At 72.0% G+C, this 14475-nt stretch carries 14 protein-coding genes and 1 pseudogene; 4 read left to right on the forward strand and 11 right to left on the reverse strand.

Annotation, left to right across the window (positions count from 1 at the left end; genetic code table 11):
* Positions 1 to 56: 56 nt before the first annotated feature.
* A complete protein-coding gene (locus tag ACZ4S3_RS35340) occupies positions 57 to 872 on the reverse strand; it encodes an ATP-grasp domain-containing protein (RefSeq protein ID WP_467942008.1) in 816 nt (271 codons plus the stop codon).
* 196 nt (positions 873 to 1068) lie between these two features.
* On the opposite strand from ACZ4S3_RS35340, the gene ACZ4S3_RS35345 reads away from it, so the two are divergent.
* From ACZ4S3_RS35345 to lnt, 3 genes are all read left to right on the forward strand, one after another.
* Positions 1069 to 3021, forward strand: a complete 1953-nt coding sequence (locus tag ACZ4S3_RS35345; RefSeq protein WP_467942010.1) for an ABC transporter ATP-binding protein — start codon at positions 1069 to 1071, stop codon at positions 3019 to 3021.
* A 62-nt stretch (positions 3022 to 3083) separates the two neighbouring features.
* Positions 3084 to 3566, forward strand: a complete 483-nt coding sequence (locus ACZ4S3_RS35350; RefSeq protein ID WP_467942012.1) for a nuclear transport factor 2 family protein — start codon at positions 3084 to 3086, stop codon at positions 3564 to 3566.
* Positions 3567 to 3642: 76 nt separating this feature from the next.
* Positions 3643 to 5175: an apolipoprotein N-acyltransferase gene (gene lnt, locus ACZ4S3_RS35355; RefSeq protein WP_467942014.1), complete on the forward strand. Its 1533-nt coding sequence runs from the start codon at positions 3643 to 3645 to the stop codon at positions 5173 to 5175.
* Here lnt and ACZ4S3_RS35360 read toward each other — a convergent pair.
* Together ACZ4S3_RS35360 and ACZ4S3_RS35365 are read right to left on the reverse strand one after the other, a co-directional pair.
* Complete coding sequence (locus tag ACZ4S3_RS35360; RefSeq protein WP_467942016.1) at positions 5144 to 6052, reverse strand: Gfo/Idh/MocA family protein; 909 nt, start codon at positions 6050 to 6052, stop codon at positions 5144 to 5146. The genes lnt and ACZ4S3_RS35360 overlap by 32 nt on opposite strands.
* 93 nt (positions 6053 to 6145) lie before the next feature.
* On the reverse strand, positions 6146 to 7384 hold the full coding sequence (locus ACZ4S3_RS35365) for an FAD-dependent monooxygenase (protein WP_467942018.1): 1239 nt from the start codon (positions 7382 to 7384) through the stop codon (positions 6146 to 6148).
* A 90-nt stretch (positions 7385 to 7474) separates the two neighbouring features.
* On the opposite strand from ACZ4S3_RS35365, the gene ACZ4S3_RS35370 reads away from it, so the two are divergent.
* Positions 7475 to 8065 carry a TetR/AcrR family transcriptional regulator gene (locus ACZ4S3_RS35370; protein WP_467942020.1) on the forward strand — a complete coding sequence of 197 codons (591 nt, stop codon included), beginning with the start codon at positions 7475 to 7477 and terminating at the stop codon, positions 8063 to 8065.
* Between the two features lie 32 nt (positions 8066 to 8097).
* On the opposite strand, the gene ACZ4S3_RS35375 is transcribed toward ACZ4S3_RS35370, so the two are convergent.
* The 8 genes and pseudogenes from ACZ4S3_RS35375 to ACZ4S3_RS35410 all read right to left on the reverse strand — a co-directional run.
* Positions 8098 to 8670: a hypothetical protein gene (locus ACZ4S3_RS35375; RefSeq protein WP_467942022.1), complete on the reverse strand. Its 573-nt coding sequence runs from the start codon at positions 8668 to 8670 to the stop codon at positions 8098 to 8100.
* Positions 8671 to 8772: 102 nt separating this feature from the next.
* Positions 8773 to 9447, reverse strand: a complete 675-nt coding sequence (locus ACZ4S3_RS35380) for a uracil-DNA glycosylase (RefSeq protein WP_467942109.1) — start codon at positions 9445 to 9447, stop codon at positions 8773 to 8775.
* Positions 9448 to 9569: 122 nt separating this feature from the next.
* Positions 9570 to 9782, reverse strand: coding sequence for a hypothetical protein (locus tag ACZ4S3_RS35385; RefSeq protein ID WP_467942024.1), 213 nt, complete (start codon positions 9780 to 9782; stop codon positions 9570 to 9572).
* 115 nt (positions 9783 to 9897) lie between these two features.
* Positions 9898 to 10668, reverse strand: a complete 771-nt coding sequence (locus ACZ4S3_RS35390; RefSeq protein ID WP_467942026.1) for an SDR family oxidoreductase — start codon at positions 10666 to 10668, stop codon at positions 9898 to 9900.
* A gap of 29 nt (positions 10669 to 10697) precedes the next feature.
* Entirely contained in the window at positions 10698 to 11459 is a 762-nt protein-coding gene (fabG, locus tag ACZ4S3_RS35395; protein WP_467942028.1) for a 3-oxoacyl-ACP reductase FabG, read from the reverse strand.
* 217 nt (positions 11460 to 11676) lie between these two features.
* On the reverse strand, positions 11677 to 12072 hold the full coding sequence (locus tag ACZ4S3_RS35400) for a DUF3037 domain-containing protein (RefSeq protein WP_467942030.1): 396 nt from the start codon (positions 12070 to 12072) through the stop codon (positions 11677 to 11679).
* A gap of 73 nt (positions 12073 to 12145) precedes the next feature.
* Complete coding sequence (locus tag ACZ4S3_RS35405) at positions 12146 to 12970, reverse strand: HipA family kinase (protein WP_467942032.1); 825 nt, start codon at positions 12968 to 12970, stop codon at positions 12146 to 12148.
* Positions 12971 to 13688: 718 nt separating this feature from the next.
* Positions 13689 to 13934, reverse strand: a pseudogene (locus ACZ4S3_RS35410) (hypothetical protein); the annotation flags it as partial.
* Positions 13935 to 14475: the final 541 nt, after the last annotated feature.

Consider the following 14475-nt stretch of genomic DNA (forward strand, 5'->3'; position numbering starts at 1 on the left):
CACCGAAAGTTACCGGTCCGCCCGACCCGCCCCGCCTCCGGGCCGCACCCGGCCGGTCAGCGCGCCGTCGCCCTGACGAACGGCCGGTCGCGCGCCGTCAGCCGCGCCACCGGGCCCGCGGCACGCAGCACGGTGTCCAGGACCAGGTCCGGGTCGCTGGTGTAGCGCCCGCTCGCCCAGGCCGCGTTGGCCTCGATGACCGCCCAGTGGCCGTCGAGGCGGCCGACGTCGACGACGATCGCGGAGGGCAGGCCGGCGCCACAGCGCGCGAGGAGTTCGGCGCCGAAGGCGGCGGCGTCCGCGGTGAGCGGGCCGAGGCTGAGCCGCCCGTCCTCGGCGTAGCGGCTGCCGGTGCGGACCTCGCCGTCCAGCAGGTAGAGGCGGTATTCGGCGCTGAAGGACGCGACGTCGGAGATCAGCACGAGGGTGTCGGGGTCGACGGCGTCGGCGCCGGGCAGCCGGGAGCCATCGGCGTAGACCATGGCCCGGATGCCTTTGTCGTTGGGCGATTTGACGAAGACGGGCCGGCGCAGGGCGTACGCGTCGCGGATCGGGACCGCCCGGATCTCGCGACGTACGAGGTCGCGGGGCAGCTCGGCGAGCCAGCGCTGCGGGGCCTCCAGCGGAGCGATGCCGAGCGGGCGCGCCACCGCGTCGGCGAAGGACGGCCCGGCGTGCAGATGTGTGGCGCGCAGCCCGTCAGGGAGGGCGAAGCCGGGCAGCTGGACGGTACGCAGCCCTCGTCGGCGGGCGGTGTCGCGCAGCTCGGTGGCCGAGGCCGTGAGGCGCGGCGGCAGGAGCAGTGTCCTGGCTTCCGGAGCCTGTGCTGTGTTGGGCACCCCTGATTCAGGTGCGTCTCCCCCGCGCCGCATGGCGGTCATCGTATCGGCGGGCCGCGGGGGTGAAGGGGCGGGCCCGTTCGGGCGCGGCCGGCGGTCCGTACGCGTGTCCCGGAGGGTGACCGACGGGGAATCCCTTGACCTCAACATTGGTTTAGGTCCTAGGTTCCTTCATGTCGCCGGTCAGCCACGGCGAGCTTGTGCCGACCCCGACACTCTGGAGGCCCCGATGGACATGGAAGTCACCGCCTGGCATTCGCTGCACAGCACGATGACCGCGCAGCAGGGCAGCAGGCGCTTCTCCCGCGGGACGCTGCGCCGCATCACGGCGTTCGCCCGCCCACACCGGCGTCGCCTGGTGTGGTTCCTGGTGCTGAGCACCGTGACCGCGATGCTCGCGGTGGCCACCCCGCTGCTCGCGGGCCGGGTGGTCGACGCGATCGTGGGCGGTGACGCCTCCCGCGTCGTTCTGCGTCTGTCCGGGCTGATCGCCGTCATCGCGGTCGCCGAGGCGGGCCTGGGCCTGCTGACCCGGTGGCTGTCGGCGAGCATCGGCGAGGGGCTGATCCTGGATCTGCGGACGACCGTGTACGACCACGTCCAGCGGATGCCGATCGCCTTCTTCACCCGCACCCGCACCGGAGCCCTGGTCAGCCGCCTCAACAACGATGTGATCGGCGCCCAGCGGGCCTTCAGCGACACCCTCTCCGGGGTCGTCAGCAATATCGTGACGCTGCTGCTGACCCTCGTGGTGATGCTGAGCCTGTCCTGGCAGATCACCCTGATCGCGCTCGTCCTGCTGCCGGTGTTCGTACTGCCCGCCCGGCGCGTCGGCCGACGGCTCGCGGGGCTGCGACGGGAAGGCGCCGACCACAATGCCGCGATGGGCACGCAGATGACCGAGCGGTTCTCCGCACCGGGCGCCACCCTCGTCAAGCTGATGGGCCGGCCGTCCCGCGAATCCGCCGAATTCGCCGCCCGTGCCCGTCGGGTCCGCGACATCGGGGTCCGCTCGGCGATGGTGCAGACGTACTTCGTCACCGCCCTCACCCTGGTCTCCGCGCTGGCGCTGGCCGTGGTCTACGGGCTCGGCGGCTTCCTCGCACTGCGCGGCCACCTGGAGCCCGGCGCGATCGTCTCGCTCGCCCTGCTGCTCACCCGGCTCTACGCCCCGCTGACCGCCCTGTCCGGCGCGCATATCGAGGTGATGAGCGCGCTGGTCAGCTTCGAGCGGGTCTTCGAGGTGCTGGACCTCAAGCCGCTGATCGCCGAGAAGCCGGACGCCCGTGCGGTGCCCGAGGGCCCGGTGTCGGTGGAGTTCGACTCCGTACGCTTCGCCTACCCGTCCGCCGACAAGGTCTCCCTCGCCTCTCTGGAGGAGGTCGCCACCCTCGACACCCGCGGCGGCGAACAGGTCCTGCACGACATCTCCTTCCGCGCCGAGCCGGGCCAGATGGTCGCCCTGGTCGGCTCCTCGGGCGCCGGGAAGTCGACCATCGCGCAGCTGCTGCCACGGCTGTACGACACCGATGGCGGCGCGGTCCGGCTGGCCGGGGTGGACGTCCGCGACCTGACCGCCGCCTCCCTGCGCGAAGCGCTCGGCATGGTCACCCAGGACGGGCATCTTTTCCACGACTCGATTCGCGAGAACCTGCTGCTGGCCAAGCCGGAGGCGGCCGAGGAGGAGCTGTGGGACGCGCTGCGCCGCGCCCGCCTGGAAGAGCTGATCGCAAGCCTCCCCGACGGCCTGGACACCGTCGTCGGTGAGCGCGGCTACCGCCTCTCCGGCGGCGAACGCCAGCGCCTGACGATCGCCCGGCTGCTGCTCGCCCATCCCCGGGTGGTGATCCTGGACGAGGCCACCGCCCATCTGGACAACACCTCCGAGGCCGCCGTCCAGGAGGCGCTGACCGAGGCCCTGGACGGCCGTACCGCCCTGGTGATCGCCCACCGGCTGTCGACCGTACGGGCCGCCGACCTGATCCTCGTCGTCGAGGGCGGGCGGATCGTGGAGCGCGGCACACACGAGAGCCTGCTGGCGGCCGACGGACGGTATGCCGAGCTCTACCGGACCCAGTTCGCCGCGGAGGCGGACCGGCCGGCTCCCCAGACGGTGACCGGGCCGGATTCCGGCCGGGACGCGGGCGAGGGCTCCGTCGAGGACACGGTGCTGGTGGGGTGAGAGGCGCTCCGCTTGGCCCCCGCTCTCTTGGCGGGGGCCTCCGTATGCCGAAAACTGAGGCAATGACGCAGCGCGCGGAACACTCGACTGTCATGGACCGCCTCGCGATCGACGATCTGATCACCGGCTACGCCATCGCCCTGGACGACGGGGACTGGCTGGGCTACCGGGCCCTGTTCGCCGACGGCAGTCGGGCCGACTACCGGTCCGCGGGCGGGATCGAGGGCAGCGCCGCGGAGATCGCGGCCTGGCTCGCCGACGTATTGCGTCAGTTCGCGATACGGCAGCACCTGATCGTCAACCGCCGGATCACCCTCGCCCTGCGGGACGGCGCCCCGGGTGATACGGCCACCATCCAGGCCGACTACCTCAACCCCATGCGCCTCGCCGACCCCACGGCGGACTCCGGAGACGACGCCACGGCCCCCAATTACACCTGTGCCGGCCGCTATGTCTTCGCCGCCCGCCGCACTCCCGCCGGCTGGCGGCTGACCGAGGTCGTCGTCCACGAGAAATGGCGCGAGGTGGTGCCCACGGGGGAATGATCCCCCCAGCTCCCCAAGGACGGCCCGCCAGGTCATCGCGGACGGGGCCCGATCCGCGCGACGAGAAGGAGACGGTATGCGCAGACCACCCGGCGACCGGGCGCGATGGCTCGGCTCCCCCTGGTGGCGGGGCCTGGCCGCGGCACTGGCCGGGGCGCTGCCGGCGCTCACCTTTCCCGCCCCGTCCTGGTGGTGGCTGTCGTATGCCGTCCTCGTCCCCTGGCTGCTGCTGGTGCGCTCGGCGCCGACGGTACGGCGGGCGGCGGCGGACGGCTGGCTGGGCGGCGCCGGGTTCATGCTGGCCGTCCACCACTGGCTGCTGCCGAGCCTGCACGTCTTCATCCTCGTACTGGCCCTGCTGCTCGGTGCGCTGTGGGCGCCCTGGGGGATCCTGGTGCGCGCGCTGCTCTCGGGCACGCCGAACGCCGGCCGGCTCGCCGCCGCGCTGGTGCTGGTGCCGTCGGGCTGGCTGATGGTCGAACTGGTCCGTTCCTGGCAGTACCTGGGCGGCCCCTGGGGGCTGCTCGGCGCCGGCCAGTGGCAGGTGCCGCCCGCCTTGCGGCTGGCGTCGATCGGCGGGGTGTGGCTGGTGAGCCTGCTGCTGGTGGCCGTGAACACCGCCCTCGTCGAGCTGATCGCCCGCCCCGCGGCCTGGCAGCCGGCCGTCGCCGGGCTGCTGGTGTGCGCCCTGGCGGGCATCGCGGCCTGGTACTGGGCGCCGGTTCCCCGCCCCGCCGGAACCGTACGGATCGCCGTCGTCCAGCCGGGCCTCACCGGCACCCCCACCGCACGCCTGGCCCGCGGCGAAGCGCTCACCCGGTCGCTGGCGGGCCGCGGCGTACGCCTCGTCGTCTGGGGCGAGAGCAGCCTCCACGAGGATCCGGCCGACCACCCGGCGCTCGCCGCCCGGCTCGCCGCGCTGTCCCGGCAGACCGGCGCGGACCTGCTGGTCAACGCCGACGCACGGCGCGCGGGCCGGCCGGGCATCGAGAAGAGCGCGGTGCTGATCGGGCCGCGCGGGCCGACCGGCGACCGCTACGCCAAGATGCGGCTGGTGCCGTTCGGCGAGTACATACCCGCCCGGTCCGTCCTGGGCTGGGCGACCCGGGTGGGCAAGGCCGCGACCACCGACCGGATCCGCGGCACCCACCAGGTGGTGATGCCGGTCGCCGCCGCGGGCGGGCTCCGTATCGGCCCCCTGGTGTGCTTCGAGACGGCCTTCCCCGACATGAGCCGCCATCTGGCACGCGACGGCGCGCAGGTGCTGGTCGCCCAGTCCTCCACCTCGACCTTCCAGGACAGCTGGGCACCGGCCCAGCACGCCTCACTGGCCGCGCTGCGCGCCGCGGAGAACTGGCGCCCGATGGTCCACGCCACGCTCACCGGGATCAGTGCGGTGTACGGCCCCCGGGGCGAGCCGATCGGCGAGCGGCTGGGCACCGACCGCAGCGCGGCGGCCGTCTACGATCTGCCGCTGGTCCAAGGAACCAGCCCGTACACCCGGTTCGGCGACTGGGCACTCTACGGGGCGATGGGCGCGCTGGTGCTCTCCGGCGCGTACGCGGCACTGCGGACGCTCAGGCGGCGCCCTGCGCGAGAGCCTCGGTGACCACCCGCTCGCACAGCTCATGCGTACGCAGCGCATCCCGCGCCGACGGCCGCCGGCCGGCCCGTACGTCGTCCAGGAACGCCAGCACGATCTGCTCGATGCCGCGCTGCCGGGCGACCGGCACCCAGTCCCCGCGCCGCCGCACACTCGGCTGCCCCTTGTGGTCGATGACCTCGGCGAGGTTCACGACCTGCCGCCTGGTGTCCTGACCGGAGACGTCCAGGATCTCCTCGGCGGAGCCGCTGAGCCGGTTCATGGTGCCGATGGCGGTGAAGCCGTCGCCGGACAGCTGCAGCACGACATGCTGCATCAGCCCCTCCCGGATCCTGGCGCGCACATCGATGTGGTCGATCTCGCCGGGGACGAGGAACCGCAGGGTGTCGACGACATGGATGAAGTCGTCCAGCACCAGGGTGCGCGGGTCCTCGGGCAGACCGATGCGGTTCTTCTGCATCAGGATCAGCTCACGGGCATGCTCGCGGCACTGGGCGTATCCCGGTGCGAAGCGGCGGTTGAAGCCGACGGTCAGCCCGACTCCACGGTCCTCGGCGAGCCGCACGATGCGCTCGGATTCGGCGAGTTCGTAGGCGATCGGCTTGTCGACATAGGTCGGTACGCCGGCCTCGATGAGCCGGCTGACGATCTCGGGGTGTACGGCGGTCGGCGCATGCACAAAGGCCGCGTCCAGGCCCGCGGAGAGCAGCGAATCCAGGTCCGTGTGCAGCTGCCGGCCGGTCAGCCGGCAGAGGTCACCGACCCGTTGGAGGGTGGCCGGAGTGCGGGTCTGCAGATGCAGCTCGACGCCGGGCTGCGCGCCCAGCACGGGGAGATACGCCTTCTGGGCGATGTCTCCGAGTCCGATGCAGCCGACCTTCACTCGTTCTCCTTGGATAATGCCGCGGATCCTGCCGCGCTCCTTGGATCGTGCCGCGCGGAGTGCCGCGGTCCATGTGACCCGCGTCCCGGAAGCTTACGTGGCGGCCGGGGGACGCCAGTCCGCGATGCCGTCCAGGCCGCGCAGCACGAGGTCCGGGGCGAGATGGGCGGTGGTGGCCATCAGGGCGGCGCGCAGCGCGCAGGCCGGCCGGGACCGCCAGGTGGTGAGGCGCCCGATCCGCTCCGCCCGGCGCACCACCTCCATGGTGCGCGGCAGCCGCTGCCGGGTGTACGCGGCGAGCGCGGCGCCGAGATCACCGTCCGGTGCGGCCTCATGGGCGAGCACGACGGCGTCCTCGATGGCCTGGCAGCCGCCCTGGCCGAGGTTGGGCGTCATGGGGTGGACGGCGTCGCCGAGCAGCGCGACCCGTCCCCGGTGGAAGGCGGGCGGTGGAGCGGCCGCGCTGCGGACGTCGTTGCGGAGGACTGCGGCCGGGTCGGCGGCGGCAAGGAGGGCGGGGACGGGGTGGTGCCAGTCGCCGAAGCGGCGCAGCAGTTCCGCCCGTTCGTCGCCGTCGGCGGCCCGTCCCCCGGGCGGCAGGGCCGCGGTGGCGTACGCGTACACGCGCCCGTCGTGCAGCGGAATCGAGCCCCAGATGCTTCCGGCGCCCCATGTCTCGTGCGCCGTGTACGGGGTGGCGGGGGCGGGGACCACGAAGCGCCAGGCGGTGAAGCCGGCGTAGCGGGGTTCGGGGTGGCCGGGGAAGAGGGTGCGGCGGACCGCGGAGTGGATGCCGTCGGCGGCCACGACAAGGTCCGCGGTCAGCTCCCTGCCGCCACCCGCCTCGCTCGGGTCATCCGTCTCGCTCGGGTCATCCGCAACCGCTCCGTCGTCGATGCGCACCCGCGCCGGGCGGCCGCCTGGTGCCGCATCGCCTGCGTCGACGAGTGCGGCCGCGGCACCGGTGCGTACGGCGCCCGCGGGCAGCCGGGCTGCGAGGAGTGCGACGAGCTCGGCGCGGTGGGCGACGAGCACCGGGCCGCCGAAGCGGCGGATGGCCGCGGCATTGTCCGTATGGGCCAGTCGGCGGCCACCGGGGAGGCGGAGCAGGCCGGCGGTCTGCGGGGCTGCCATGGCGCGGACCGCGTCACCCGCGTCGAGGGAGTCCAGGGCGCGCTGGGCATTGGGGGCCAGGCCGATGCCCGCACCCACCGGCTCCAGGGCGGCGGCGCGCTCGAGGACGGTGACCGCCCAGCCACGGCGGTCCAGCGCCACCGCGGCGGTGAGCCCGCCGATGCCTCCCCCGATCACGATGGCGGTACGCCGAGCCATGATCTCTCCCCCTGTCCGCCGCACGACACTCAACTACACCTGTAGTTTCACGCTACTACACCTGTAGTCATCGCGATAGGCTCACCTGCCATGACCGCCCGCAGCGCCCCGCGCAACGAAGTGATCGCCGACGCCGCCCTGACCCTGCTGGCCGAGCGCGGAATGCGCGGGCTGACCCACCGGGCCGTGGACGAGGCGGCCGGACTGCCGCAGGGCTCCACCTCGAATCTCGCGCGCACCCGCGCGGCACTGCTGGAGGCGGCGCTACGACGGCTGGCCGAGCGCGAGGCGGCGGTCCTCACCCCGCGCGACATGCCGCACGCCACGGGCGACGCCCCGGCGGCAGCCGTCGCCGACGCGCTCTCCCTGGCCCTGCACCGCTATCTCACCCGCCACCGGCAGCTGGTCGTCGCCCGCTGCGAACTGGCCCTGGAGGCCAGTCGCCGGCCCGAGCTGCGGGCCCTCTACGACCGCGCCGGGCGGGCCTTCCGGGAGCCGATGACCGCGATGCTGACGGCGGCCGGCTCCACCGACCCAGAGCGGCATACGCTCAGCATGATCGCCTGGTGCGACGGTGTGCTGTTCTCCTGCACAGCGGGGCAGTTCCACTCCGCCGTACCCGGCCGCGCCGCCCTGCGCGCCTCCTGCACGGAACTGCTGGACGGGATGCTGCGGGAATGAACGGGGTGCTGCGGGAATGAGGGGGGCAGCGGCTACCGCCCCATGGGCGCCCCTCCCCCGCTCCCCTCCAGCCGCACCGCCAGCCGGTCGATGGCCTCTCGCAGGCCCTGGCGGTACTCGCCGTCGGCCAGGCCGCTGGTCGAGGCGCGGGCCCGCAGGAGCTGGGCGCGGGCGTCGGCCGGGCGGTCGAGGGCGACGTAGTCGGCGGCGAGGTTGAGGTGGAGCGAGGGGAAGAAGGCCCGCAGGGCGGCGAAGGGCTGGCGGGGGTCGGTGCCGTCGGCGAAGCCGGACTCCCCGAAGCCGGACTCCCCGAAGGCCGGGGCCGGGGCGGGGGCCCCTGGCCGTTCGGTGACAAAGCTCTCGGCCGCATCCAGGGCCCGCAGGTCCCAGTCGAGTTCGTCCCTCGGGTCGTCCTGGGTGTCCGCCATGTAGTGGGCGAGGGCACAGCGGTGAAAGGCGTCCCCCGTCGGCCCGATTTCGTGCCACAGCTCGGAGAGGCGGTTGCGCGCCTCTTCCCGGTCACCGGCGCGATGCAACATGATCGCCTGGCCGATCCGGGTGAGCACGCCGTCCAGCGGCGCCTCCGCCCGTTGCTCCTCCGCCACCGCACACACCCCGCGCTCGCTCGCCGGCCTGGCCCCTTCCCCCGACGCTAACCGCCGGGGGAAACCTCCGCGCGGCGTGGGCGGCGCGCCCGAGCGGGGGGCTCAGCCCTGCTTCAGGTCGGGGATGCGCCAGTCGATCGGGGCGTGGCCCTGGGCGGCGATCGCCTCGTTGATCTGGGTGAAGGGGCGGGAGCCGAAGAACTTCTTCGCCGACAGCGGGGAGGGGTGCGCGCCCTGCACGACGGCATGCCGCTCCTCGTCGATCAGCGGGAGCTTCTTCTTGGCGTAATTGCCCCACAGCACGAACACCGCCGGGTCGGGCCGGGCCGCCACCGCGCGGATCACCGCGTCGGTCACCTTCTCCCACCCCTTGCCCTTGTGGGAATTGGCCTCGCCCTCGCGGACCGTGAGGACGGCGTTCAGCAACAGCACGCCCTGCTCGGCCCATGGCATCAGATAGCCGTTGTCCGGAACCGGGTGGCCCAGCTCCTCCTTCATCTCCTTGTAAATGTTGCGCAGCGACGGCGGCGTCTTGACGCCGGGCTGCACGGAAAAGCACAGGCCGTGGCCCTGGCCCGCGCCGTGGTACGGGTCCTGCCCGAGGACCAGCACCTTGACCTGGTCGTAAGGCGTGGCCTCCAGCGCCGCGAAGACCTCCTCACGGGGCGGGTACACCGGGCCCTTGGCCCGCTCCTCCTCGACGAAGTCGGTGAGCTCCTTGAAATAGGGCTTCTCCAACTCCTCGCCGAGGACCCCGCGCCAGGATTCGGGCAGCATGTCGGTCACCACGTCAACAACCTCCGGTGTGCGTTGCGTTCTCGTCACCAGAACTTACCGGCGACCACTGACAACGCGGTCCGCGGGCGCCGGAACCGGGGCCCGGCGCGGGACCGCGGGCCTCAAGCGGTGTCGAGGCGGGCGCGCCGGCAGGGATCCAGCGCGAGGTCGAGCGCGGCCGGACACTCGTCCAGCTGCCCCACCGTACTCACCCCGAGCACCGCCCGGAAGCCGGCCGGCCCGCGCCCGGCGGCGGTCCGGCGGGCGGGGCTAGCCGCCAGGCATACGGCGCTGATCCGGCGCCCCTGGTTGCCGCCGAGGGTGCGGTAATGCATGCGTGTCTCCGTTGGGGAGTCCGCTGACGCAGGAGGTGCCGGCCCCTGTGGGGACCGGCACCACGGACTCTGCCTCTTGGAGCGCGCACGAACGCAAGGCCCGGCGGCCCTGCGGTCAGACCCCGGCGTTGAGGAACAGCCCGCCGTCGACGACCAACGTCTGCCCGGTGACCCACCCCGCGGCGTCGGACAGCAGGAAGGCCGCGGCCCCGCCGATGTCCTCCGGGACGCCGAGGCGCGCCATCGGGTAGCCGGCCGCCGCCTCCTCTTCGCGGTTCTCGTACAGCGCGGCCGCGAACTTGGTCTTGATCACCGCGGGCGCGATGGAGTTGACCCGTGCCACCGGCGCGAACTCGTGGGCGAGCTGCAGGGTCAGGTTCACCATGGCGGCCTTGCTCATGCCGTACGCACCGATGAAGGGCGAGGGCGCGAGGCCGGCGATCGAGGCGATGTTGACGATCGCGCCGCCGTTGTCCTTCTGCCATGCGTGCCAGGTGCGCTGTGCGAAGCCGAGCGCCGAGACGACATTGGTCTCGAACACCTTGCGCGCAACGCCCAGGTCGAGATCGGCGATCGGGCCGAACACCGGATTCGTACCGGCGTTGTTGACGAGGTAGTCGACGCGGCCGAACGTCTCCATCGCCCGCTCGACGGCGACGGCCTGGTGGGCCTCGTCGTGGGCCTTGCCGGCGACGCCGATCACCCGGTCCGCGCCCAGCTTCTCGGCCGCCTCCTTGAGGGCGTCCTCGTTGCGGCCGGTGATGACGACCCGGTCGCCGCGGGCCACCAGGGCCTGGGCAATGCCGTAGCCGATGCCCCGGCTGGCACCGGTGACCAGCGCCACCTTGCCGCTGAGCTCGGGGAGCGCGCTGTCCTGCTCGGTCATGTCCTGTACTCCTGAAGTCGGTGGGACGGTCAGTTGAGCGGGCCGCCGGCGACGTACATGACCTGGCCGGACACAAACCCGGCCGCCTCGCCCGTGAAGAAGGCGATGGCGTTGGCGATGTCCTCCGGCCTGCCGACGCGCTGCACCGGGATCTGGGTGGCGGCCGCGGCCTGGAAGTCCTCGAAGCCCATGCCGACGCGCTCGGCGGTGGCCGCCGTCATGTCGGTGACGATGAAGCCGGGGGCCACGGCGTTGGCGGTGACGCCGAACTTGCCGAGCTCGATGGCGAGGGTCTTGGTGAAGCCCTGCAGACCGGCCTTGGCGGCGGAGTAGTTGACCTGGCCGCGGTTGCCGAGCGCCGAGCTGGAGGAGAGGTTGACGATCCGGCCGAACTTGGCGTCGACCATGTGCTTCTGACAGGCCTTCGACATCAGGAACGCACCGCGCAGATGCACGTTCATGACGGTGTCCCAGTCGGCAGCGCTCATCTTGAAGAGCAGGTTGTCGCGGAGCACGCCCGCGTTGTTGACCAGGACGGTCGGCGCGCCGAGCTCCTCGGCGACGCGCGCGACGGCCGCCTCGACCTGGGCCTCGTCGGAGACGTCACAGCCCACCGCGATGGCCTTGCCGCCCGCCGCGGTGATCTTCTCGACGGTGTCCTTGCAGGCCGCCTCGTCGAGGTCGAGTACGGCGACGGCGCGGCCCTCGGCGGCCAGGCGTACGGCGGTGGCCGCGCCGATGCCGCGGGCCGCGCCCGTCACGATGGCGACGCGCTGCTCGGTGGTGGACATGCGGGTTCTCCTCACCCTCGAAACCTCGAAAGCGGCTCGCCGCACCGGTCGGGCAGGTGAGCAACCGCTTAGTAGGGCTGACGCTAGAAGCCCGGCCACCTGCTGTCAACGCCCCGCAGCCGCGCCGTAACCCACCTCACCCGATGCACCCGCTGACGTAAGGGCGCCGGGCCCGTCCGAAGACGGGCCCGGCGCCCTTACGCGGTGTTCCTGCGGCTCAGCGCACCAGCAGCTCCAGCAGCCGCTTCACCTCGGCGGCGGGGTCGGTCGTCAGGCCGGTGTGGACGGGCCCTGGCTGGACGATGGTGCTGCGCGGCGCGATCAGCCATCGGAAGCGGCGCCCCGCGTCGTCCCCGGCCGCCTGTCCGGCCCGCTCGCCGCCATGACAGATACCCTCGACGGCGGCGAGCGCGGCCCGTACGCCCTCGATGTCGCACGAGGGGTCCAGGGCCAGCAGCCGGGCCTCGTCCAGAGAGGTACAGGCCTCGACGAAGTGCCGGGCGCGGCAGTACACGATCACCCCGGCGTTGATCATCTCGCCCCGCTCGACCCGCGGCACGACCTTCAGCAGCGCGTACTCGAACACATCGCGCCCGTTGTGCAGACCGCTCATGCCGAATCCTCGCTCCGCTCGGCCTCGCATTCGCGAGGCGCGCGCCTCCTCATGGTTCGCTCGCTACGCTCGCTCACTTCACTACCTTCCGCGCCAGCTTGCCCGCCAGCCATTCCGGTGCCTGCGACGGGCGGTCCTCGGTGCGGTCCCCGAGAGTGATGTGGTCGCTGATCATTTCGGCGCGGGACAGCAGCGTCCTGATGTAGGCGCGGCGCACCTCGTCCGGTGAGTCGAAGCCGGGCTCGTCGGCCAGCCACTCGTCCGGGACCTCGGCGGCGATCTCGGTGAGCAGTTCTTCGGTGATACGGGGCGTGAACTCGGCCGCGGCCGCTGCGACATCCGGGGCGAAGCCGGCCAGCACATGGTCGGAGGCGTTGAACGGCTTGACCGCGGCCTTCTCCGCGCCGGGCCAGTTGTGGTGCCAGATCATCGTGGCGCCGTGGTCGATGAGCCACAGTTCGCCATGCCAGACCAGCATGTTGGGGTTGCGCCAAGACCGGTCGACGTTGTTGATCAGCGCGTCGAACCACACCACGCGGCCCGCCTCGCGCGAGCTCACCTCGAAGGCGAGCGGGTCGAAGCCGAGCGATCCGGGCAGGTAGTCCATCCCGAGGTTCAGTCCGCCGCTGGCCTTGAGGAGCTCCTGCACCTCCTGGTCGGGCTCGCCCATCCCGATCACGGGGTCGAGCTGCATCTGGACCAGCTCCGGCACCCGCAGTCCGAGCCGACGCCCCAGCAGCCCGCAGATGATCTCGGCCACCAGGGTCTTACGGCCCTGACCTGCACCGGTGAACTTCATGATGTATGTACCGAGGTCGTCGGCCTCGACGATCCCCGGGAGCGATCCGCCCTCACGCAAGGGCGTGACGTAGCGCGTCGCTATGACCTCTGTGAGCATTTTCCCAGGCTATCCGACCCAACGGCCTTACAATCCATAATTAAATCCGGACCCGCACAGCCAGTGAATCCGCCGCGAACAGCCCTGGGGAGAATCTGGGGAGTTTCTACCGGCACGGTGAATCCCCCTTCCTCTCGAGCAGTCCGTCAATGGCGGTGCGCCCTTGCTTCCGGCCTCCGGCATGAAGCGAGCACAGTAACCGAGCGTGACAGCCGGCGAGGAGTGCCCGAGCCACCGCGCCACAGTCACCACGGACTCCCCCACCTCCAGCATCATCGAGGCGTAGGCGTAGCGGCCTGCATCGCGGCTCGTCCTCGGCCGTATGGGGCGGGGTGACTTACTGTTCCGGCCGGGCACGGCATCTTGAGCCGCGCCCTCGGAGGGCCTGACTCTCGACCACGGCGGCCGGACGCTCGTCGCCGCGATGGAAGGCCGGCTGACGACCGACGGCATGAACACGCGCTGGTTCCAGACTGGGAGCGTCACGGCCGCCACGACTTCCGGCCGGCTCCACAGTGGGCGTACACCGCGGAGGACGATCGCCGGCCGGGAACGCGGTGGCAGGCCGAAGCTCCTCCTGGTGACGGACGGACAGCGAGAGCCCGGCAGAGATCACGCGGCTGTACGACGTGACGGTGCGCCTCCAGCACTGAGCGCCGGCGCGCTGAATGCAAAGGAGCCCCGGACGCACTGTCCGGGGCTCCTTGCTGTTCGGGTGTCAGGCCAGGAGGAACGCCGCGGCGGTGGCGGCGCCGAGGGACGCGCCGGCCACCGTCTGGGCGACGGTGTGGTACGTCAGTGCCACACGGGACCAGCACACGGCTGCGGTGAGGATGTAGGCGAGCAGCCACCACGGGGAGTGGACGACGGCGAGCATCGCGACGACGGCGGAGGCCACCGCGCTGTCCACGCTGATCTTCCAGACCAGGTTGATGGTCAGGAGTCCGATGGTCACGGCCCACAAGATGGACCGACTGACCACCATCGCCGCTAACCTCAGCAGCGGCGAACCGGACCGCTGAAAGCTGCTGCCCGATGGGGGGAACTTGTCGTCCAAGCGGTGTCCGATGGGTCTCTTGTTAGTGGCCAGTTGAGACTCCCCACTGGCGACCAATTGACGGAGCATCAAGTGGCCGCCACTGCGATCACGCCGTTTAGCCGCGAGCCTGTCCCGTTGGCCTGGCTCCAGTGGCCTTGACAGCGCAGTCCTCGGCCAGTTTGAACAGACAGGCGCAGTGCACCGGCCCATCCCCGGCCTTGGCCTGGGAGCGAGCACGGCCGCTGAGCACCGCCCGTGCCGCCTCCTGCGCATCCACCGGATCCGGTTGCCCCTCCCCTGCCGGAGAAGATGGCCCGCTCCTACGCGTCGTGCCTGCTCCGACGCCGCCTCAGTCCGGTCCGGGTGAGCGAAGAAGCGTTTCCTTGTCGAAACTTTGCCCTCACCTTGCCGTCAGTCGACCGACCGTGCGCGACTCTGGCGAGAGTCGAGATGTGGCGGGGGGATC

It is taken from the genome of Streptomyces sp. NPDC028368 (genome assembly GCF_055565615.1).